Here is a 20,519-nt window from a genome sequence, read left to right as displayed (position 1 = left end):
GCAACGAAAGGCGCCGGCGATCAACCGCGCTCGCCGCTTGCGACGGCGCGCCGCGGGACATACAGCGGGAATGCCTGGAGAGCCGGCGTACGAGAGATGAGCACGGACACTTCCGCGAAGGCCACCCCGGGTCGCACCGCCTATCTGGTGCTGGGCATGCACCGTTCGGGCACCTCGGCGGCCACCCAGATGCTGGCGCTGGCCGGCGCCCGGCTGCCCAGCAACCTCATGCCGGGCGACGAGCACAACGCCAAGGGCTACTTCGAGCCCTGGAAGATCGCCCTGTTCAACGACCAGCGCCTGCGCGCCGGCGGCGGCGCCTGGGACGACGTCTTCGCCTTTCCCCACCGCCCCCTGCCGCGCAAGGCCGAGCGCGAGTGGCTGAACCGCGCCGCCGCCGTGTTCGCCGAGGAGTACGGCGAGGCCGCCTATCCGCTGTTGAAGGACCCCCGCGCCACCGTCCTGCTGCCCTTCTGGCGCACGGCGCTGGCCGACCTGGGGGTCGCCGCCCGTTGCGTCATATCCGTGCGCCATCCGCTGGCCGTCGCCGGCTCGCTGTCGCGCCGCAACGGTTTCGCCGTCGAGAAGTCGCTGCTGCTGTGGAGCGCCTACATGCTGGCGGCGGAGGCCTACACCCGCGACCTGCCGCGCGCCTTCGTGGCCTACGACGCCCTGCTTTCGGACTGGCGCGCGGAGCTCGCCCGCATGGAGGCCGCCCACGGCGCGGGCCTGCCGCCGGTGGGCGCCCGGGCCGCCAAGGCCATCGACCGGTTCCTCACCACCGACCTGCGCCATAACACCGGCGAGGCCGGGATGACGGCCTACGGCTGGGCCGGCGCCCTGACCCAGGGGGTCTACGACTGGTTCGCCGACGCCGCGGCGGACCGGCCCGCCGATCCGACGGTCCTCGACGCCGCCGGCCGGGCGCTCGCGCGCCGGCAGGAGGAGGTGGGCGTGCTGGTCTCTCCCGTGGCCCGCGACCTCGACGCCGCCCGGGCCGAGATTCTGGATCTCAAGCAGCGCCGGGCCTTCGAGCACGACCAGGAGCTCGCCGCGGTGACCGCCCTGGTCGATTCGATCCTGGCCGAAGGCTAGGGCGAGGCGCCCGCGCGTGGCCCGACGCCCCGTCCCAGACGCAACGCCGCGAACGGCCGACGCCGAGGCGCTCCAGGCCCAGCGCCGGGCCGCGCTGCGCGAGCGCCGCGCCCTGGCCGAGGACCGCTGGCGCCGCTACCGCGAGGCCGCCACCCGCCGCGTGGCCTTGCGCGACCGCAGCGGGCTGGAGCAACGCCTCGACCGCCTGCTGGCGCGCGGCAAGTGGCCTGGCCGCGCCCTGCAGCTCGCCCGTTCCGGCCTCTGGCGCCCGCGCCTGACCGAGAGCCTGGGCTACGGCGGCGGCCGCCCGGCCAACCTGCCCCGCTACGTCCGCGCCGGTCCCGATCCCACGGTCCTGCCCAAGGCCCTGTTCGACCAGGCCTGGTACCTGCGCCAGAATCCCGAGTTGGCCGGCTCCAGATGGCCGCCGCTGGCCCACTACCTGATCCTCGGCGACGCCCTGGGCCGCGCGCCCCACCCACTGTTCGACCTGCGCGACTACAAGGCCCGCCACGCGGTGAAGGTCGCCGCCAGCCGGCTTTCGGCGCTGCAGCACTTCGAGGCCGCCGGCGCCCTGGAAGGCTTCGACCCCCACCCGCTGTTCGACCTGCGCCACTACGTCGGCCAGTGCGAGGAGCTGGCCGAGACCGGCGAGAATCCCCTGGTCCACTACCTGCTGAAGGGCTGGCGCGAGGGCCGCGACCCGCATCCCCTGTTCGCTGGCGACTGGTACCTGCAGAAGCTCGGCCCCGAGGCGCCCCCGGACACGGCGCCCCTGCTGCACTATGTGCTGATCGGCGCCGACGAGGGCCGCGACCCGCATCCCCTGTTCGACGCCGCCTGGTACGCCGCCCGCCACCGCGACCTAGCCGGCTCGGGCCAGAACCCGCTGATCCACTTCCTCCGGTCCGGCGCCCGCGAGCGGCGCAATCCAGGCCCGCACTTCGACACCGCCTATTATCTGGAGCAGCACGCCGAGCTGGCCGAGACCGGCGCCAACCCGCTGATCCACTATCTCACGGAAGGCGCCTTCGGCGGCGCCTGGCCGGCGGCGGACTTCGACGAGGCGGGCTATCTCGCCGAGCACCCGGAGCTGGCCGGGAGCGGCTGGAGCGGGATCGAGCACTGGCTGCGCACCCACGGCGCCCGGCCGCAGCCGGCCTCCAATCCCACTGGCCGCTGGATCTCCGCCGAGGCGCTGTTCGAGCAGCTCCGCGCCAACGGTCGCAGCCGCGACCCGGCGATCTACAACCTCGCCGCCTACGCCGCCCTGGGCCCCGAGCTTTCCCGCATCGAGGCCGAGCGCCGCGGCGCGCCGGCCCCCGCCGTTCCGCCCGCCGCCGGAGAGCCGGTCGGAGCGATCCCGCTGGCCGCCGGCGACATCGCCGCCGCCAACGCCGCCGCGCGGGCCGCCGTGCAAGACCCTCTGGTCTTCGCCGCCCTGCCGGTCGAAGCGCCCGTCGACTGGTTGGCGCCCCTGGTCGAACGCCTCGCCCAGGCGCCCGGTCTCGCCGCCCTGACCCCGCGGATACTGACCCCCGCCGGCCGCCTCTGGGCCGCCGGCGCCGAGGTGGCGGCGGACGGGACGGCGCGGCGCAACGGCGCGGGCGAGCCCGCCGGCGCCCGGGACTGGGCCCAGGCCCGCGAGGTCGCCGCGGCTGCGGGCGTGCTGGTGGTCCGCCGCGCCGCCTTCCTTGCGGCCGGCGGTCTCGACGCAGCCTTCGTCACGCCGGACGCCGCCCTCGCCGACCTGGCCTTCCGCCTGCGCGAGCAGGGTCTCGCCACCCTCTACGACCCTGCGGCCCGGACGGTTCTCGCCGGCGCCCCCCCGCCCGACACGCCGGCCCCGGACGACGCCCAGCGGCTGCTGGAACGCCATGCCGAGGCGATCGAATCCGGCCGGGCGGTGCGCACGATCGCCTTCGTCCATCCGGAGCTCTGCGGCCCCGCCGCCTGGGGCGAGGTGGTCCGCGCCCTGCCCAACTACCGCGGCCACTATCAGCCCCACCTGCCCGCCGACCTCGGCTTCTACGACCCGGCCCAGCCTGCGACCCTGCGCCGGCAGGCCGAGCTGGCGCGCCGCTATGGCCTGGGCGGCTTGTGCCACCCCTTCCGGGCCGCCCGGCCACCGGCGGCCCTGCTGGCGGCCGGCGCCCCGGACCTGCCCTTCTGCCTGCGGGTCGCCGAGCCCGGCGGCGACCCCGCCGCCCTGGTCTCGGCGCTGGCCCCCTACCTGCGCCATCCGGGCCAGATCCGGGTCGCCGCCCGCCCCTTGCTCCTCTCCCCCGCCTACGCGGACCCGGGCGCCGCCGCCTGGACGGCGGCCTTGCGCGACGCCGCCCGCGCCCAGGGCCTGGGCGAACTCCATCTCGTCCGCTTCCAGGACTTCGCCCTGCCCGGCGGCGGCGACCCGCTGGCCCAGGGCTTCGACGCCTGCGCCAGCCTGCCGGAGGCCGCCGAGACGCCGGCCGTCCCCGCGCCCGGCCCGGTGGTCAACCGCCGCCACCAGGGCGTGGTGCGCGACTACCGCGACCTGGCGCGCCGGGCCTGTGCGGCGGCCGGCGGCGCGCGCCTGCCCGTCGTCGCCACGGGCTTCGACGACACGCCCCTGGGCCAGGATGCGGCCAGCGTCTTCCACCACGCCACGCCCGGCGCCTTCCAGGCCTGGCTGGAGGCCGCGATGGCGCTGGCCCGGCGCCGCAGTCCGCCCGGCGCGCGGCTGGTGTTCATTCATGCCTGGAACGCCTGGACCCACGGCGCCTGCCTGGAGCCCGACGTGCGCTTCGGCCATGGCTGGCTGGAGGCGCTGCGCAACGCCGCCGAAGCCGATCTGCTGGAACACCCGTGACCGCCCCGGACCTGGCCGTCGTCGGCTACCCTTTTTCCCCCAGCGGCATGGGCGAGCACGCCCGCTCGGTCTGCCGCGCGCTGTGGGCCGCCGGCGCCGCGCCGGCCCTGGTCGACGTAGCGCCCGAAGGCGGCGCCTTCGACCCCGACCTGCGCCGCACCTTCGCCCCGCACCTGCGCGCGGGCCCATCCCCGGGGCTGAACCTTTTCTGCATCAACGCCGACGAGGTGGAGCGGGTCACGGCCCTCCTCGACCGCGGCGCCTTCGAGGGCGCCCGCAACATCATCTACCCGGCGTGGGAGCTCGCCGTCTATCCGCAGCCCTGGGCCCGCCTCGTCGAGCGCTTCGACGAGGTCTGGGCCCCGTCGGCCTTCATCCGCGACGCCCTGGTCCCCGCCGTCGGCCGGCCGGTGGCGCACATGCCGCTGGCCGTCGAGCTCACCCTCTCCTCCTTCCTGGGCCGGCGGCATTTCGCGATCCCGGAGGACGCCTTCGTCTTCCTGTTCTTCTTCGACTTCTCCTCCTACGCCGAGCGCAAGAACGCCGGGGCGGTGCTGGAGGCCTTCGAGCGCCTGGCGCTGGCCCGTCCCGAGGCGCGCCTGCACTGCGTGATCAAGTTCCGCGGCGCCGCGGGCACGGAGGCCGCCCGCCAGGCGCTGGAGGCGCGGCTGCAGGCGCTGGGCGGCCGCGTCCAGGCGATCAACGCCGACCTCTCGGACAACGAGATCAAGAACCTGGTCCGCAACGCCGACGTCTTTGTCTCCCTGCACCGCTCCGAGGGCTTCGGCCGCGGCATGGCCGAGGCCATGGCGCTCGGCCGCACCGCCATCGCCACCGGCTACTCGGGCAACCTGGACTTCATGACGCCGGAAACCAGCCTGCTGGTGGACTACGATCTGGTCCCCGTGGCGGCCGGCGCCTATCCGCATGGCGACGGCCAGGTCTGGGCGGAGCCCTCCGTGGCCCACGCCGCCCGGCTAATGGAGCAGGCGCTGGACGATCCCGCCGGCATGCGCGCCCTGGGCGCCCGGGCGCGCCGCCACATCCGCACCGACTTCTCCGCCCGCGCGGTGGGGCTGCGCTACGTCGCGCGGCTGGAAGCGGTCGCGCGGGGCGCCCCGGCCTGAGGCCTGCCGGCCTCCGCGGCTTACGCTCGGGCGCGCTTCCGCCGCGGCCAGGGCGGATCGAGCGCGACGTAGATCACCCCCGTGATCGCCGCCAGGTCCAGGAAGTAGAGGTAGCGGTAGTCGCAGGCGATCGACATGACGAAGAAGCTCGCCGCGAACCCCAGTCCCGCCAGCATCAGCCCCACGACCGCCATGTCCGCCGGATCGCGCCGCAGCAGCAGGACAAGCGCCACCGCCGAGGCCGCGGCCGCATAGCTGAGGTGGGAGAACAGCGGGGTGTGCACGAACCTTTGGGTATAGGCCGCCATGGCCATGTCCTGCGGATCCCAGCCGTGCGGCAGTTCGAGCGCGTCCATCTTGTCCGGCGGCCCGTCCACGCCGATCGTATAGGGCAGGCAGCGGTCGATTTTCGGTGGGGCGATCAGCCACCGGTAGACGTCGATCCGCTCGCGCAGGTAGGCCAGCGGCTGATGGAGGATCAGGCTGCGCCATTGGGCGCCGGCCGCCCCTTCCGGCGCCTGCCAGAGCTCCCGGCTGAAGATCGGGTCGTCGGACAGGGTGTCGACCCGCTCCGGCGAATAGACCTTCACGCCCCGGCTGCGGATCGCCGCCGCGGTCGCCGGCGCCGCCTTCTCGAGCACGTCGAGCCGCACGCCAGGGTCATGGGCCACCGCGCCCACGATGTCGTAGTGCTGCAGGACGCGCAGCCCCCGGTCCAGATCGCCGGCCTGGGTCGCGCCCTTAACCTCCACCGCCGTCCCGATCGCCTGGCTGGCGAGGACCAGGGCCACGAAACCGCCGACGCCCCAGGCCACGCCGCGCCCCCACCCGCGTCCCCACGCCGTCCAGCCCAGCGCCACGGCCGCCAGAGCCTGGATCAGCAGCCCGTTCTGCCGCACCAGTCCCGCCACCGCCAGGAACAGCAGCGCCCCCGCCAGCGGCGCGAGCCGGGCCGCCCCCCGGGTCCAGTCCCGGGCTGCGTATGCAAGGCAGACGAACCCCGCGATCGCCAGGTTGGCGAACAGCACGTCCTTCCAGACGATCCCCTGGTACAGCAGCACCTGCGGCGTCAGCAGCAGGGCCAGCGCCAGGATCACGCCGATCCACGACGTCCGCGGCCTGAGCGCCGCCAGCGAGGCGAGGCTGGCGAACAGCACCGCCGCGCAGGCCGCCACATAGAGGCCGGTTCCCGGCAGGATATGGTCGAACCGGCCCAGCAGCCAGGACATCACCGGCGGGTTGAAACTCAGATGCACGCCCATCCGGCCTTCGAAGAGCTGCACCACCGAATCGAAGGTCATGTGGCCGGGAAGATTCGCCGCCAGGCTCAGGACCAGCCCGCCCAGCACCACCCAGCGGAACGCCGCGCCCGCCAGGGTCTCCCGGCTCTGCGACGCAACCTCGGCGCGGTTCGTTGGCGGCATGCGGCGTCTCCTTGGGCCGCCCCTGTTATGGCTTCGCCTGCGGCCTGAGAAGGGGCCAACGGCGGACGGGCTTGAACTGACCGGCGGAATTCGCAAAGTCCCGCCCGAAGGAGATCTCCGCCAATGGATGCAGCGTCCGACCCGGCCGAGCGCTGGCTTGCGCCCTTTCCCAAGGCGCGTCCGCCGCTGCCGCCGGAATTCCAGGCGATCTACGTCGAGCAGTACAAGACCAACCGCACCGGCGAGACCGCCGCGGCCTCGCTCGCCCAGCGGCTGGAGCGCTGGCTGCACCGGCAGGTGGCCAGGGACGTGGCCGGCGGCGCGGCCCGTTCGACCCTGGAACTCGGCGCCGGCACCCTGAACCAGCTTCCGTTCGAGCCCGAGGGCGCGCCCTACGACGTGGTCGAGCCTTTCGCCGCCCTCTACCAGGACTCGCCGCTGAGACGCCGGGTGCGCGACATCTACGCCGACATCGCCGAGGTCCCGCAGGACCGCCGCTACCAGCGCGTCACCAGCGTGGCGATGATGGAGCACGCCGGCGACCTGCCGTTGGTCGTCGCCCGCGCGGCCCGGCTGCTGGAGCCGGACGGCGTCTTCCGCGCCGCCATCCCCGCGGAGGGCGGCTTCCTCTGGGGCCTGGGCTGGCGGCTGACGACGGGGCTGGAGTTCCGGCTGAAGCGGGGCCTCGACTACGGCGTCATGATGCGCCACGAGCACCTCAACACCGCCGCCGAGATCGAGGCGCTGAGCCGGCTGATGTTCAGAGAGGTCGGGGTGCGCAGCTTCGGCCTCGGCCGCCAGCTTTCGCTCTACCGCTTCATCGAGGCCCGCGGCCCGCGGCTCGACCTCGCCGCGGCCTGGGAGCGCCGCTTCGCCGCAGCAGGCTAGGTCGTGACAGCCGGAGGTGGAAGCCGGTTCCGGCGACCATCACGCTCTATTTCAAAGACTTGCCGAATATGTTTGGTTCGAGGAGAACCAACCATATTCTAGGCGTCCACCTCCGCCTCCATGCGCTCGATGGTGCGCAGGTAGGGGTGGATCGGCCGCGACGGCACGTTCAGCACGTCGAAGTTGATCGCCTGCAGCATGAACTGCACCCCGATCATCACCGGCAGGGCGGCGGCCATGACCCGCCCCGGCGAGGCCGGCTGGTTTCCCTCCCGGATCGACAGCCAGTGCGCGGCGTAGCCGACCCCGAACAGCAGGAACAGCGCCCCGAAGATCAGCTCCACCGTCGCGACGTTGAAGTCGCGCACGAAATACTGACCCAGCACCCGCTGGAAGAAATTGCGCGCGTGCTTCAGGGCGAAGGGCCCGATGATCCCCCCGATCCTGAGGTTGGAGACCTCCTCCCCGTACCGCGCCGGCATCGGCACGTCGCGCACCACGGCGCGCAGGGTGCCCAGGTGGTAGAGCAGGTCGGTCTCGAAGAAGAACCGCCGCGACACCCGCTTCTGCATCACCTGCTTGGCCACCGAGGCCTCGATGGCGGTGTAGCCGTTGGTGGGGTCGAAGATGTTCCAGTAGCCGGTGGAGACCTTGGCCGCGAAGCTCAGCGCCGCGTTCCCCAGCACCCGCACATAGGGCATGTTCCGCAGGTGGCTGATCGAGGTGAAGCGGTTGCCCTTGGCGTAGTCGGCCTCGCCCAGCAGGATCGGGGCCACCAGTTGCGGGATGTAGCCCAGGTCCATCTGGTCGTCGCCATCGACCTTCACCAGGATCCGCCCGCCGCGCCGCGACGCCTCGGCGTAGCCCGCCAGGGTCGCGCCGCCGACCCCCTGGTTCTGCTTCAGCCGCACCACCACCACCCGCGGGTCGCGCGCCTCGGCCGCGATGAAGTCGCCGGACCGCTCCGGGCAGGCGTCGTCGACGCAGACGATCCCCTCGACCCAGGGCGGGGTCTTGTCGATCACCCGCAGGATCAGCGCCTTGACCTTGTAGCAGGGGATCACCAGCCAGACGCCCGCGCCCTCGAGGCTGGTCTCCGGGTTCCGGCGCTCGACGACGCGCCGTTCGTCCATCTGGTAGGTGGTCGCCATCGGGTCCTTTGCGTCCAGGCCGCCGGGCTATCACGCAGGCGCGGCGGTTGCAAAGCGCGGCCCCGGCGACTACCCCGGCGCTTCGGGGAGCCCGCGACCGGCTCCGGTGAGAGGCCAGGCTGGATGCAGCGTCGATTGGTGCGGGCCCGCGCCCCCCTCAGGCTTGGCTTCGGCGGCGGCGGCACCGACGTGTCGCCCTACTGCGACGAGCACGGCGGCGTGGTGCTGAACGCGGCCATCGACGTCTTCGCCCACGCCAGCGTCGAGGCCCGCGGCGACGGCCAGGTCCGCTTCGAAGCCGCCGACCGCGACCTGGTCTGGACCGGTCCCGCCCGCGCCGCCGCGGACGCCCATCCGGACCTGCGCCTGCTGGCCGGGGTCTACGGGCGGCTCGCGGCCGAGTTCGCGCCGGGCGAGGCCCCGGCGCTCAGCCTGACCACTTACGCAGACTGCCCGCCCGGCTCCGGCCTCGGCTCCTCCTCCGCCCTGGTGGTGGCGATGGTGGCCGCCCTCTGCCGGTTCTTCGGATGCGAGCTGGACGCCGCCGCCACGGCCCGCCTGGCCTTCGACGTCGAGCGGCGCGACCTCGGCCTGGCCGGCGGCCGGCAGGATCAGTACGCCGCGGCTTTCGGCGGCGTCAGCCTGATGCGCTTCGAGCCCGGCGACGCGGTGGAGCTGGAGGCGGTGGCCGCGCCGGCGGCCGTGCTGCAGGAGCTGGAGGAATCCCTGGTGCTCTACTTCACCGGCGTCTCCCGCGAATCGGCGGCGATCATCGAGCGGCAGACCGCCAACATGGCCGCCGGCGCGCCCCGCTCCCTGGAGGGCCTGCACGCGCTCAAGGCCGGGGCGCTGCAGATGCGCGACGCGCTGGCCGCCGGCGACCTGCCCCGCTTCGGCGCCCTGCTGGACGCCGGCTGGTCCAGCAAGAAGCTCACCGCCGAGAACATCTCCTCCCCCGGCATCGATGCGGTCTACGATGCGGCCAAGGCCTTCGGCGTGCTCGGCGGCAAGGTTTCCGGGGCCGGCGGCGGCGGCTTCATGATGTTCCTGGTCGAGCCCACCCGGCGCGAGGCGCTGAAGCGCCTGCTCACCCGCTTTGGCGGCGCGGCCCAGGGCTGCCGGCTGGAGGCGGGCGGCGTACAGTCCTGGACGGTGCGGTGAGGCGACGGCCATGAAGGAGCTCTCCAAGTCCATCGTCCGGCGCATGTCCGAGCCCAACTTCGCCCGCCGCTGGTTCGTGGGCGCGGGCCTCGACATCGGCGGCAAGCCCGATCCCTTGAGCCTCTACGCCGGCTTCTTCCCGCTGATGGGCGGGGTTCGCGTGTGGGACTGGGAGGACGGCGACGCCCAGGACCTGGCCGGCGTGGCGGCGGAAAGCCTCGACTTCGTCCATTCCAGCCATTGCCTGGAGCACCTGCGCGATCCCGCGGCGGGGCTGGCGGCCTGGTTCCGGGCGGTGAAACCCGGCGGCTTCCTGATCCTCACCGTCCCGGACGAGGACCTCTACGAGCAGGGCGCCTTTCCCTCCACCTTCAACCGCGACCACAGGTGGACCTTCACCGTCCTGAAGGCCCGCTCCTGGAGCGACCGGTCGATCAACCTCATCGACCTGGCCGCAGGCCTGGGAGCCGCCGCCGACATCGAGAAGCTCGCCCTCCTGAACGCCGGCTACCGATACGACCTGCCCCGCTTCGACCAGACGCTGACCCCGGTCGCCGAGAGCGGCATAGAGCTCGTCGTCCGCAAGCGTCCCGCCGCCGAGCTGGCCGCGGGCGGCCTGGCCCGCGCCGCCGTCCAGCCGCCGCCCGCCGACCGGCGCCACTTCAACCAGTACCGGGCCGACCATGCGCGCATGAAGGCCGACGCCGCCGAGCGCCCGCCGTTCGACGACGAAAGCCCGCTCTAGATCTTGGGCGCCGCGGCTCACGAAACCCTGTTAGAAATCCATGGCATTCGCGTCGCAGCGCCACGCTTGCGCCGCAATATGCCGCCTGTTACCAGCCGCCCTGGCTGGTCGGAGACCTGATGGAAATCGCCACCCACATGTTGCGGACCGGACGGCGTGGGACGCTGTTCGAGTTCAGTATGGCGCTGAACGACCTGCAGCGGTCCTTCGAACGCCTGAGCCTCGCCTGGGCGCTCGCCCGCCACGACGTGGTGGCGCGCTACCGCGGCTCCATCCTGGGCCCGTTCTGGATCACGCTGTCCATGGGACTGATGGTCCTGGGCATCGGCTTCCTCTACGCCAACCTGTTCAAGATCAGCCTGCACGACTTCATGCCCTTCGTGGCCCTGGGCATCGTCGTCTTCGGGACCATCACCGGAATCATCACCGAAGGAACCGAAACCTTCGTCCAGGCGGCCGGCATGCTGTCCCAGACCTCGCTGCCGATGTTCACCTTCGTGTGGCGCACGGTGCTGCGCAACCTGGTCAACTTCGGCCACCACCTGGTGATCATCGTCGCCGTCCTGGCGATCTACGGCTACTGGCGGGTGATGGACCTGCCGCTGGCGGCGGCGGGCTTCGTGCTGCTGCTGCTCAACACGTCCTGGATCAGCATGCTGGTGGGCATAGCCTCGGCCCGCTTCCGCGACGTGCCGCAGATCGTCATCTCGGTCATGCAGTTCGCCATGTTCATGACCCCGGTGTTCTGGACGCCCGAGCGGTTCCCCGGGCGGCATGCGGTGCTGTTCCTGAACCCGTTCAACCATCTGCTGAACGTCGTGCGCGCGCCCATGCTCGGCAAGCCGGTGGACCCCGCCAGTTGGCTGATCCTGATCGGCATGGCCGTGGCGGGCTGGGCGCTCACCTTCACCGTCTTCTCCCTCACCCGCCGGCGGATCGTGCACTACCTATGAAGCCGTCCCCCGTCTCGATCTCGGTCCGTGGACTGACCTTGCGCTTCCCCGTCTACGGGGTGGACGCCAAGTCCCTGAAGAAGCGCCTGGCCCGCGTCACCGTCGGCGGCCGGCTGGGTCCCTCGACCACCGGCTCGACCGAGGTCCTGGCGCTCAGCAACCTCGATCTCGAACTGCGCGCCGGCGACCGGCTGGGCCTGATCGGCCACAACGGCTCGGGCAAGACCACGCTCCTGCGCGCGCTCTCCGGGGCCTACGAGCCCGACGAGGGCCAGGTCGAGGTGCGCGGCCGCATCGCCGCCCTCCTGGACCTCAACCTGGGCCTCGACCCGACGGCGTCGGGGATCGACAACATCCGCCTGCGCGGCCGCATCGCCGGCCTCACCTCCAAGGAGATCGAGGCCCGGCTGGAGGACATCGGCAGCTTCACCGGCCTCGGCCCGTTCCTGGCCATGCCGATGAAGACCTATTCCGCCGGCATGAAGGCCCGGCTCGCCTTCGCCGCGGCCACCTCGGTGGAGGCCGACGTCCTGCTGATGGACGAGTGGATCGCCGTGGGCGACGCCGACTTCCAGCAGATGGCGCACAAGCGGCTGCTCAATCTGGTGGAGCGGGCCGGCATCCTGGTCCTGGCCTCGCACGAGGTCGACCTCCTGCGCCTCTACTGCAACAAGGTCATGCGGCTGGAAGGGGGGATCGCCTCGCCGGTCACCGACATCCGCAAGCTGGACGAGCTTCTGGCGGCCTAGGCCCCGGACGCGGAAGGGCGGGCTTGGACGTCATCTTCACTATCGTGTCGCGCAACTACGCGGCCCAGGCGGCGACGCTGATGGACAGCCTGGCGGTCGCCGAGCCGCAGGCTCGCCGCGTGGTGGTGGCCACCGACGGGCCGATGCCGCAGCTCGAAAGCCGCGCCGAAGTGATCGCCGCCGAGGACCTGGGCGCGCCGCTGGCGGCGATGAGCGTCCATTACGAGGCGCTGGAGCTCAACACCGCGGTCAAGCCCTTCGCCTTCAAGCGCCTGCTCACGGAACCGGGCGTGACCTCGGCCACCTACCTCGATCCCGACATCTACGTGTTCCAGCCCCTGGACGCGGTGCGCGCGGGTCTTGCGCAGGCGCAGCTCGTACTGACGCCGCACGTCACCCGGCCGCTGCTGGGCGAGGCGGCGCCCAACGACCGCGACTTCTTGCGGTCGGGGATCTACAACCTGGGCTTCGCCTCGATGCGCAACGAGCCCAGGCCGGTCCAGCTGCTGGAATGGTGGGCCGACCGCTGCCGCTTCGACTGCCGGGTGGACTTGGTCAGCGGCCTGTTCACCGACCAGAAGTGGATGGACCTGTCGCCGGGCTTCGTCGACAGCCTGTCGCTGATCCGCGACCCCGGCCTCAACCTCGCCTACTGGAACCTCGAGGGCCGCAACCTGTTCCGCGGCGCCGACGGCTGGACGGTGGACGGCCGCCCGCTGGTGTTCTTCCACTTCTCCGGCTTCGACCCGAACCGACCCAGGACGCTCAGCCGGCACCAGAACCGGGTGGGGGTGGAGCCCGGCTCGCCGCTGGCCGAGCTGCTGGCCGAATTCGCCCAGGCCATGCTGCGCAACGGCCACAACGAGACCGCCGCGATTCCCTACGCCCACAACCGCTTCGCCGACGGGCGCGCGGTGACCCCGGCCATGCGCCGCACCGCCCTGGCGGCCGCCCGCCGCGGCTGGGATTTCTCCGAAGGGCTCAGCGCGGCGACCTCGGCCTGGTTCGACGCCCCCGCGCCGGAGGCCGCGGCGCCGGGCCTGCCCGACATCACCCGGCTGATGGACGGGATCTGGCGCGACGCGACCGCCGCCGATCCCTTCGACCGCACGAGCCTGGAAGGCCGGCTCAGCTTCCACCGCTGGTTCGAGGACAACGCCGCGGCGCTGGGCGCCGACGAGACCGCCGTCGAGGCCGCCCGCGCCCTGCTGCGGGCCGGCGCCGCGGCGCGCGAGCCCGATCCCTCGGTCTGGCGTGACGTCCCGTGGACCGGCCCGGCCGCGAAGGCGCTGGACTGGCTGCGGCGGACGGGCGCCTCCGGCGAGCCCCGCGCCGTCACCGCCCTGATGGCGGCGCGGCGCGACCTGCGCCAGCGGTTCGACGCCGATCCCGCCGCCCGCCTCGCCTGGTGCCTGGGCCCGGAAGCCGCCGCCGGACGCTTCGCGGCCGACCTGCTGCCGGACGCGCAGGTCGCCGCCCTGGCGCAGGACCCCACGCCGCTCTACGCCGCCGCCCGGTTCGCCGACGCTTCGACCGGCGGCGACCTGCGGCGGCGGCTGTTCGCCGGCTTCGGCCTGGGCGAGCGCGCCCGCTGGCCGGCCGCCATGACCGCACCGCTGCGTGCGCCCTGGCTGCGCCCGGCGCCGGGCCTTCCGGAGCCCTTCGTCGCCCTGTTCCTGGAGATCTGGGAGAGCCGGGGCGACCTGCAGCGGCTCTACCCGCTCGGCGGCTTCGCCCAGCGGCTGCGCTACCTCCGCTGGCTGATCGCCGGCGGGCTGGCGGAGTACGGCGTCGAGCTGATGGCCCTGCCGCCGGTGATCCGCAACCACCCGACGATGCTGCTGGCCGCCTTGAGCGTCCGCAAGCGCTTGTCCACCCCTCCCGCCGGCAACGGCGCCTGCGCCCATCTGGTGGTGATGGAGCGGGCGGAACGGCTGGCGGGCCTGTCCGCGGACGTGCTGGTCTATGACGCCGGCGCCAGCCGCTTCCTGACCCCCGGCGGCGCCGCGGCGACCGCCCCGCGCAGCGCCGGCACCGCCTATTTCCTCACCGCGCCGCCCCTGGTCCCCGCCGACGCCATGGCCCTGCACGCCCGCGGCGTCGCCGTCTCGCGGGCGCTGGGGGTGTGGGACGTCGAGACCGCCGCCCGCCTCGACGCCGGCGAGATCGGCCTGGGCTTCGTCGACCAGGTGTGGTCCGATGGACCGGCCCCCCCGGGCCTGTCGCGTCCCGCCGGGCTTCTGGACCGCAACCATCCCCTGCAGGCGGCGCTCCTCGGCCTGATCGGCGCATGAACGGCCTGGCCGCGGCGCGCGCCCTCTGGCGCCAGGCCCTGCCGGAAGGCCTGCGCCGCCGCGCCCAGCCGGCCCTTGCGAGCGCGGTCCGCCGCTACGTGGCGAACACCCTGCCGCGCGGCGGCGGCGCCGCCGCAGGTCCGGTCCGCGTGGTGGGCCTGTTCGCCGGCTCGCACGGGATCGCCGCCGGCGCCGAGCTTTCCGCCCGCGCCCTGGAAGCCCTGGGCGCGACCGTCGAGCGCATCGGCGTAAGGCCGGGCTTCGACGCCGCGGCCCGCCTGCCCCGGCCCACCGCCGCCGCCGCGTGGATCTTCCACCTGAACCCGCCCGAATTGCCGTTCGCCCTGGCGAGCCTGGGGCCGGGCCGCATCCTCGGCGCGCGCTACGGCGCCTGGGCCTGGGAATTGCCGCGGGCGCCCGCGGCCTGGCTGCGCGACGCCGCGCTGCTGGACGAGGTCTGGGTTCCCAGCCGCTACACCGCCGAAGCCCTGGCCGGCGCCGCCGCCCCCGTGCGGGTCACGCCCCACCCGGTGGCGCCCGGCGACTACGCCGGCGTGGCGCCCGCGCCCCGCGCGCACGCCTTCCAGGCGGTGGCCCTGTTCGACTTCAACTCCTCGATGGCGCGGAAGAATCCACAGGGCGCCATCGCTGCCTTCGCCCGCGCCTTCGCCGACGACGCCAACGCCCGGCTGACCGTCAAAACCCAGAACGGCGCCTGCTTCCCCGACCTCCTGGCCGCCCTGCGCGCCCAGGCGCCGGCCAATGTCGAGATCGTCGACGAGACCTGGCCCTACGCCCGGGTGATGTCGCTGATCGCCGGCGCCGACGCGCTGGTCTCCCTGCACCGGGCCGAGGGCTTCGGCCTGACCCTGGCCGAGGCCATGGCGGTCGGAACGCCGGTGGTGGCCACCGCCTTCTCCGGCAACCTCGACTTCATGGACGAGACCTGCGCCTTGCTGGTCCCGGCGGGCCTCACGCCGGTGGACGACGCCCAGGGCATCTATCGGGGCCAGGCCTGGGCCGAGCCGGACGTGGACGTCGCCGCCCGGGCGCTCGCCCGGCTGCGGCTCGATGCGGGCCTCGGCCGGCGGCTGGCCGAGGCCGCCCGCCGGCGCGTGGCCGATCAGCTGGCGCCGGAACCCTGGCTGCTCACCCTGCCGCAACCCCTTCAGGCGGCGGTGCGGGCTTCGCGGCGATGACCCGGCGCGCCGCCAGCCGTGCGGCGAACGGACGGCGGCGCTCCCGCCGTGAGTCACTGCGCAGCCGCCCGACCCAGACCGGGGCCATGACCGCGAGCGCGCCCAGGGCGTCGGCGGCGACGTCGCCCAGCTCGGCGTCGCGCCCGGTCAGTCGCTGGGCGAGCTCGATCCCGCAGCCGGCCAGCACCGCGATCGTCGTCAGGTCCAGCCGGCGGCGCTTCGGGAAGGCCGCGAACATCAGGATCGTCAGGCCGTAGAAGGCGATGAAATGCGCGGCCTTGTCCCAGGGCACGAAAGCCTCCTCGACCCCCTGGAACGGCCCCACCATCCCCACCGCGCAGACCCCGCCCGCAAGCAGCAGCAGGACGCGGGCGACGGTCGGGGCGTGTCGGCGAAGCATGCCTCATCGTGGCGCGTCCCGGTGAAGACTCTCTTGACGGCCGCCAAACCCCATACCGTGGTTATCGACTCATTGACTTCGCCGCGGGCTCGCGCATGGAATTGCCCCGCATCGTCGAAAGTCATGGTGACTGGCCGCGCCAGGAGGCCGCTCGAGGGCCTGCGGATCTCGGCGGCGCAGTCCTTCGCCTATCCGGAGTGTGAGCGTGCAATCCAAGATCATCGCCGCGTCGTTTTGCGGCCTGACCGTCCTGGCCGCCGCCGCCCCGCCGGCCGCAGCCCAGCAGGCGGGCGACTTCCCCGCCGCCCTCGACGAGGTGAACCTGAGGACCTGGCTGGCCAGCCACACCAACCTGCCGGCCGCGACGGTGGTCTCCATCGGCTCCAACAGCATCATCGGCCTGCGCTCGATGGTCTCCGACCCCGTCGGGCCGGGGCGGTTCCACGTCCAGATCCGCGCCGAGGTGGTCAACCGCCAGACCGCCGTGCAAGGCGGCTACCTCTCCTGGTCGGCGGACATCGACGTGGACTGCACCCAGCGGCGCAGCCGGGCCATGGGCATCACCAACTATCCGGCCCGCGACCTGAAGGGCGCGCCGCGCGTGGTCGGCGGCCCCGGCGCGGACTGGGTCTCGCCCACCATCGGCACCCAGCTCTACAGCCTGATCTCGGCGGTCTGCGACGACAGCTTCCAGCGGCCGCTGGCGCCGCAGGTCGCCGCGGCGCCCCTGCCGGCTCCTGCTTCCGTCCCGCCGCGCTCCCCGGCGCCGAGGCCGCCGGCGGCCGTCGTCGCGCAGGCGCCGCGCAGGCCGGCTCCGCAACCTGCGTCGGCCCCGGAACCGACGGTGATCGCGACGGCTCCGCCAGCGCCTCGGCCCGCCAGTGCGCCGGCCGTGGTCGCCGAGGCGCCCACGCCGCCCCCCGCCAAGCCGGGGAAAGAGCCGCCGAAGGTCCAGGTGGCCGTGGCCGCAGCCCCGCCGCCGCCCTCGCCGGCGGCCGTCCCGGCGCCCACCTTCGCGCCGGAACCCGCGCCCCGCCCCAGGCCTGCGCCGGCGACCTTCAGCAAGGCCGCGGTCCAGGTCGCCGCGGCGGAGACCGAGGCGCAGGCCAAGGAGGCCATCGCCCACGTCCGGCACGTCTCCGAAGAGGCCGCCGCCCTGCCGACCTCCCTGGTCAAGGTCAGCGTCAACGGGCGGACGCTCTATCGCGCCTTGTTCTACAAGTTCCCGGTCAAGGCCGACGCCGTCGCCATGTGCGAGCGCCTGAAAGCCAAGCGCGTCACCTGCTTCGTCCGGGATGGCTACGGCGCCGATACGGCGCACTGAGCCGTGTCACCCGGCTAGGAAACCGACCTGAAACCCTCGGGCGAGGTCGCGCGGACGCCAGCCCGGCGTCCGCGCGACCGGCGCGCCTCAGCGGTCGCCGTCGGTGGTGTCGGCCACGGCGCCGGGAATCGGTTCGCCCAGCGCCCCGGTGACCACTTCGTCGGTGTCCTTGACGCCCTTCCTGGCCACGCGCAGGTGGTCTTCATTGTCGGATTCGGGAGTCTTCGGCGTATTCGGATCGGACATGGCGGCCTCGTCGTCATAGCGGCCCGAGCGACCTCGCCCGCGCTGGACGCCGACGCTAACACCGCGCCGCCAGGCTGTCAGCCGCCTGAGCCGGCTGCGGTTCGTCGCCGTCAACGGACCCCGCGCCCGTCGGGCCGGCGGCGGACGTCAGACCACCGCGCGGGCGCGCAGGCCGGCGATCTCGGCCGCGGCGTAGCCCAGATCGCCCAGCACCTCGTCGGTATGTTCGCCCAGCAGCGGCGCGCGGGTGCGGATGGTTCCCGGCGTCGCCGACAGACGGAACGGCGTCTCGATGATCGGGGCGGGCTTCGAGGCGCCCGGGAACGGCGTGGGCTTCAGATAGCCCATGGCCTTCACGTGCGGGTCGTCCAGCACGTCCTGCGGCGAGTAGAGCGCGAAGGCCGATACCCGGGCGGCGTCCAGCACGGCCAGGGCCTCGGCCTTGGTCTTGCCGTCGCACCAGGCCTGCATGATGTCGTTCAGCACGTCGCCGTTGACCGAGCGCAGGTCGTCGTTGGCGAAGCGGGGCTCGTCGAACAGCTCCTCGCGGCCCATCATCCGGCACCAGCGCTTGAACATCGGCTGGCCGGCCACCTGCACCAGCACCCAGCCGTCCTGCATGCGAAACAGGTCGCAGGGTGCGACCGCGATCCCGCGGTTGCCCATCCGGGGGCGGTCCAGTTGCATCAGGTCGCGCTCGATCAGCATGGCGTTGGTCATCATCAGGGCGGTGGGCAGCAGCGCCCCCTCCACGTGCTGGCCCTGGCCGGTGTTCTTGCGGTGGTAGAGCGCCATCATCACGCCGGTGGCCAGCGTCAGCGCCGTGCCGAAGTCGGCATAGGGCACCACCGAGCGCATCGGCTGGTCCGGCGTGCCGGAGCGGTAGACGCCGCCGGCCATCACCTGGCCGATGCCGTCGAAGCCGATCCGCTCGCTGTAGGGGCCGCCCTCGCCGTAGGCCGTGGCGCTGGCCAGGATGATGTCGGGCTTCACCGCCTTCAGGCTGGCGTAGTCCAGGCCGCTGGCCCGCATCGCCTTGCCGGGCATGTTGGCGATGACGATGTCGGCGCCGGCCACCAGCTTGCGGGTGATCTCCGCCCCCTCGGGCGTCGTGGAATCCAGGGTCAGCGAACGCTTGTTGCGGTTGCACTGCAGGAAGGTGGCGCCCTCGCCGGTCTCGGTCACCGGCTGCACCCAGCGGTCCTCGCCGCCCTCGCGCTTCTCCACCCGGATCACGTCGGCGCCCATGTCGCCCAGGATCGCGCTGCACCAGGGAGCGGCGATGAAGCGCCCGTAGTCGAGCACCCGGACGCCCTTCAGAACCTGCTCCACCGTCGCGCATCCTCCCTAATACGGGGCCGGCGCCGTCCGAGACGCCTGGCGACAGCGGCTAGCAGACCCCCGGGCCATTGCAAACCCGGCGCGGGCCCACCGAGAGCGCAGAACAAGCCAACGCCAACCGCGTTCTTGGCCTGGTGGCGACGCGGCCGGTCGACCCCTGAGCCGCACAACCTACGCCGACGCCTCGATGGTTGGAGAATTCAATTCTCAAAACATGTTCGGCATGACGGGCTGGCCCCGGGCGATCATGATCTCGTAGCGCTCGCGAACCGCGTTCTTGGCCCCTTCGTTGAGCGGAAGGATGTAGAATTCGTCCCTGAGGAGCGACTGGTACACCTCTTCGGCAAAATCCTTCGGCGAGGTGGTTTCCGCTTCACGCCCGATCAGCTGCTTCATCAAGCCCTGAAACTCGGACATGGTGTTGATCCCGCGACTTAGATCGAACGAAGGATCCAGGTATTCGGTCTGGAGGTTGCGGTGCGAATTGAAGAGGTTCGTATCGACCACATACGGGCCCGGAAACAGGATCGCCGCCTTCACCTTCGAGCCGGCGCCCTTCAACTGCTGCGCCAGAATCTCCATCAGGGCGATCAGGGCCGCCTTCGAAGCGGAATAGGCCGGCGCCGTGGGCGGGAAGATGATTCCGGCGCCCGACGATGTGGAGGCCATCAAGGCCTCCTGATCCTGCTCGATCAGTTTGGGCATGAAGGAGAGGATGCCGTTCAGCGGTCCGAAGAAGTTGACGTCCATCATCCAGCGATAGGACTTTTCCGGCGTCTCCCAGAGCGGGACCCCCCCGCCGCCGCCGACACCGGCGTTGTTGAACACCAGATGGACCGCGCCGAACGCCTCGAAGGCACGGTCACGCAGCGCATCGACCTGTTCGCGCCTGGCGACATCCGCCGGTTGCCCGATCACCTCGCCGCCGGCCGCGCGCACCTGCGATACAGCCGCCTCGAGCGCGTCCTTTTCGATGTCCGCCAGCACGATCTTCGCGCCCGCCGCCGCCAGGCGCAGTCCGAGGTTGAGACCGACGCCGCTGGCGCCGCCGGTGATCACGGCGACCTTGCCGGAGAAGTCCTTCATCGTCCCTCACCCCCGTTCGTTATCGTCCGATCGGCGGCCTCGGCCAAGCTGGCGACGCGTGGCCGAGGTTCGCATGGCCATACGCCCAGCCCCAACGCCTTCTTCGCCGTCTCGCTCAACACATCGACCACGATTTCCCGTACTCCAGAGGCGACACTGCCACCAGATCGCTCAGGGAGGCGCATGGCCGTCGCGCTGGGAGCTGAATATCGATCCCGATATCGAGAAGTGCCCTCGGATTCCCGCCATATGGGCGGTGGGCTGATTATCGAGCGAATCTAGCCGAATTCCTCGTCGCGCAGTCGTGCGCAGCGGCGTGCGAACTCGCAGAGTTGGCGGCCTGCAAGCCGACTTCAGCTCAAAACCCCGTCTTAATCGCAATTCGTAAGACAGGTCGGAGTCGCGGCCCGCCGGAATATTTTTGATTTTCTACAAAGAAAATGGCGCGCCCGGAACGATTCGAACGTCCGACCCTCAGATTCGTAGTT

The 20,519-nt window shown here is 72.4% G+C and carries 17 protein-coding genes; 11 read left to right on the top strand and 6 right to left on the bottom strand.

From position 1 onward, the window contains the following. The first annotated feature begins 96 nt into the window (after window positions 1-96). Genes VGL30_RS07725 through VGL30_RS07715 form a run of 3 tightly spaced genes read left to right on the top strand, consistent with a single transcriptional unit; the run spans window position 97 to window position 5,070 of the window. The gene (locus tag VGL30_RS07725; protein ID WP_331538525.1) at window positions 97-1,095 is read left to right on the top strand and encodes a hypothetical protein; all 999 of its coding nucleotides are present in this window, start codon (window positions 97-99) and stop codon (window positions 1,093-1,095) included. 16 nt (window positions 1,096-1,111) lie between these two features. After that, a complete protein-coding gene (locus tag VGL30_RS07720) occupies window positions 1,112-3,943 on the top strand; it encodes a glycoside hydrolase family 99-like domain-containing protein (protein ID WP_331538523.1) in 2,832 nt (943 codons plus the stop codon). After that, on the top strand, window positions 3,940-5,070 hold the full coding sequence (locus tag VGL30_RS07715) for a glycosyltransferase family 4 protein (protein ID WP_331538521.1): 1,131 nt from the start codon (window positions 3,940-3,942) through the stop codon (window positions 5,068-5,070). Before VGL30_RS07720 ends, VGL30_RS07715 begins: the two co-directional genes overlap by 4 nt. 20 nt (window positions 5,071-5,090) lie before the next feature. Here the strand turns inward: VGL30_RS07715 and VGL30_RS07710 are convergent, their stop codons facing one another. Beyond that, the gene (locus tag VGL30_RS07710) at window positions 5,091-6,494 is read right to left on the bottom strand and encodes a hypothetical protein (protein WP_331538519.1); all 1,404 of its coding nucleotides are present in this window, start codon (window positions 6,492-6,494) and stop codon (window positions 5,091-5,093) included. Window positions 6,495-6,617: 123 nt separating this feature from the next. Here VGL30_RS07710 and VGL30_RS07705 point away from each other — a divergent pair, with 123 nt between their 5' ends. After that, entirely contained in the window at window positions 6,618-7,382 is a 765-nt protein-coding gene (locus tag VGL30_RS07705; RefSeq protein ID WP_331538517.1) for a methyltransferase domain-containing protein, read from the top strand. A gap of 98 nt (window positions 7,383-7,480) precedes the next feature. On the opposite strand, the gene VGL30_RS07700 is transcribed toward VGL30_RS07705, so the two are convergent. Beyond that, a complete protein-coding gene (locus VGL30_RS07700; protein WP_331538515.1) occupies window positions 7,481-8,533 on the bottom strand; it encodes a glycosyltransferase family 2 protein in 1,053 nt (350 codons plus the stop codon). A 123-nt stretch (window positions 8,534-8,656) separates the two neighbouring features. On the opposite strand from VGL30_RS07700, the gene VGL30_RS07695 reads away from it, so the two are divergent. The 6 genes from VGL30_RS07695 to VGL30_RS07670 all read left to right on the top strand — a co-directional run bounded on the left by VGL30_RS07695 (window position 8,657) and on the right by VGL30_RS07670 (window position 15,634). Continuing rightward, window positions 8,657-9,694, top strand: coding sequence for a dehydrogenase (locus VGL30_RS07695; RefSeq protein WP_331538513.1), 1,038 nt, complete (start codon window positions 8,657-8,659; stop codon window positions 9,692-9,694). Window positions 9,695-9,704: 10 nt separating this feature from the next. Next, window positions 9,705-10,439 carry a class I SAM-dependent methyltransferase gene (locus VGL30_RS07690; RefSeq protein ID WP_331538511.1) on the top strand — a complete coding sequence of 245 codons (735 nt, stop codon included), beginning with the start codon at window positions 9,705-9,707 and terminating at the stop codon, window positions 10,437-10,439. Between the two features lie 119 nt (window positions 10,440-10,558). Continuing rightward, window positions 10,559-11,392, top strand: a complete 834-nt coding sequence (locus tag VGL30_RS07685) for an ABC transporter permease (RefSeq protein WP_331538509.1) — start codon at window positions 10,559-10,561, stop codon at window positions 11,390-11,392. Next, window positions 11,389-12,141, top strand: a complete 753-nt coding sequence (locus VGL30_RS07680; protein ID WP_331538507.1) for an ABC transporter ATP-binding protein — start codon at window positions 11,389-11,391, stop codon at window positions 12,139-12,141. The genes VGL30_RS07685 and VGL30_RS07680 overlap by 4 nt, the downstream gene beginning before the upstream one ends. Before the next feature lie 23 nt (window positions 12,142-12,164). Then, window positions 12,165-14,435 (top strand): hypothetical protein, encoded by a 2,271-nt coding sequence (locus tag VGL30_RS07675; protein ID WP_331538505.1) that lies wholly within the window; start codon window positions 12,165-12,167, stop codon window positions 14,433-14,435. Then, entirely contained in the window at window positions 14,432-15,634 is a 1,203-nt protein-coding gene (locus VGL30_RS07670) for a glycosyltransferase (protein WP_331538503.1), read from the top strand. Before VGL30_RS07675 ends, VGL30_RS07670 begins: the two co-directional genes overlap by 4 nt. Here the strand turns inward: VGL30_RS07670 and VGL30_RS07665 are convergent. Beyond that, on the bottom strand, window positions 15,585-16,034 hold the full coding sequence (locus tag VGL30_RS07665; RefSeq protein ID WP_331538501.1) for a VanZ family protein: 450 nt from the start codon (window positions 16,032-16,034) through the stop codon (window positions 15,585-15,587). The two genes, VGL30_RS07670 and VGL30_RS07665, sit on opposite strands and share 50 nt — an antisense overlap. A 205-nt stretch (window positions 16,035-16,239) precedes the next feature. Between VGL30_RS07665 and VGL30_RS07660 the strand changes: the two genes are divergently transcribed. Further along, window positions 16,240-17,358, top strand: coding sequence for an SPOR domain-containing protein (locus VGL30_RS07660; RefSeq protein WP_331538499.1), 1,119 nt, complete (start codon window positions 16,240-16,242; stop codon window positions 17,356-17,358). Between the two features lie 87 nt (window positions 17,359-17,445). Here the strand turns inward: VGL30_RS07660 and VGL30_RS07655 are convergent, their stop codons facing one another. The 3 genes from VGL30_RS07655 to VGL30_RS07645 form a co-directional block, all read right to left on the bottom strand. Continuing rightward, window positions 17,446-17,604 carry a hypothetical protein gene (locus VGL30_RS07655; protein WP_331538496.1) on the bottom strand — a complete coding sequence of 53 codons (159 nt, stop codon included), beginning with the start codon at window positions 17,602-17,604 and terminating at the stop codon, window positions 17,446-17,448. 147 nt (window positions 17,605-17,751) lie between these two features. Continuing rightward, a complete protein-coding gene (locus VGL30_RS07650) occupies window positions 17,752-18,936 on the bottom strand; it encodes a CoA transferase (RefSeq protein ID WP_331538494.1) in 1,185 nt (394 codons plus the stop codon). A 216-nt stretch (window positions 18,937-19,152) separates the two neighbouring features. After that, window positions 19,153-20,031 carry an SDR family NAD(P)-dependent oxidoreductase gene (locus VGL30_RS07645; protein ID WP_331538492.1) on the bottom strand — a complete coding sequence of 293 codons (879 nt, stop codon included), beginning with the start codon at window positions 20,029-20,031 and terminating at the stop codon, window positions 19,153-19,155. Window positions 20,032-20,519 lie beyond the last annotated feature (488 nt).

Origin of the sequence: Phenylobacterium sp. (genome assembly GCF_036502675.1) — a bacterium.
In the GTDB taxonomy this organism is placed as follows: domain Bacteria; phylum Pseudomonadota; class Alphaproteobacteria; order Caulobacterales; family Caulobacteraceae; genus Phenylobacterium.
The sequence above is the reverse complement of the archived record's forward strand: the minus strand, read 5'-3'. Positions and strand labels throughout refer to the sequence as shown.

Coding starts and splice junctions, on each gene's coding strand:
- VGL30_RS07680 (WP_331538507.1), top strand. CDS start 11,389: ATGAAGCCGTCCCCCGTCTCGATCTCGGTCCGTGGACTGACCTTGCGC.
- VGL30_RS07690 (WP_331538511.1), top strand. CDS start 9,705: ATGAAGGAGCTCTCCAAGTCCATCGTCCGGCGCATGTCCGAGCCCAAC.
- VGL30_RS07705 (WP_331538517.1), top strand. CDS start 6,618: ATGGATGCAGCGTCCGACCCGGCCGAGCGCTGGCTTGCGCCCTTTCCC.
- VGL30_RS07710 (WP_331538519.1), bottom strand. CDS start 6,494: ATGCCGCCAACGAACCGCGCCGAGGTTGCGTCGCAGAGCCGGGAGACC.
- VGL30_RS07725 (WP_331538525.1), top strand. CDS start 97: ATGAGCACGGACACTTCCGCGAAGGCCACCCCGGGTCGCACCGCCTAT.
- VGL30_RS07685 (WP_331538509.1), top strand. CDS start 10,559: ATGGAAATCGCCACCCACATGTTGCGGACCGGACGGCGTGGGACGCTG.
- VGL30_RS07695 (WP_331538513.1), top strand. CDS start 8,657: ATGCAGCGTCGATTGGTGCGGGCCCGCGCCCCCCTCAGGCTTGGCTTC.
- VGL30_RS07645 (WP_331538492.1), bottom strand. CDS start 20,031: ATGAAGGACTTCTCCGGCAAGGTCGCCGTGATCACCGGCGGCGCCAGC.
- VGL30_RS07665 (WP_331538501.1), bottom strand. CDS start 16,034: ATGCTTCGCCGACACGCCCCGACCGTCGCCCGCGTCCTGCTGCTGCTT.
- VGL30_RS07700 (WP_331538515.1), bottom strand. CDS start 8,533: ATGGCGACCACCTACCAGATGGACGAACGGCGCGTCGTCGAGCGCCGG.
- VGL30_RS07655 (WP_331538496.1), bottom strand. CDS start 17,604: ATGTCCGATCCGAATACGCCGAAGACTCCCGAATCCGACAATGAAGAC.
- VGL30_RS07670 (WP_331538503.1), top strand. CDS start 14,432: ATGAACGGCCTGGCCGCGGCGCGCGCCCTCTGGCGCCAGGCCCTGCCG.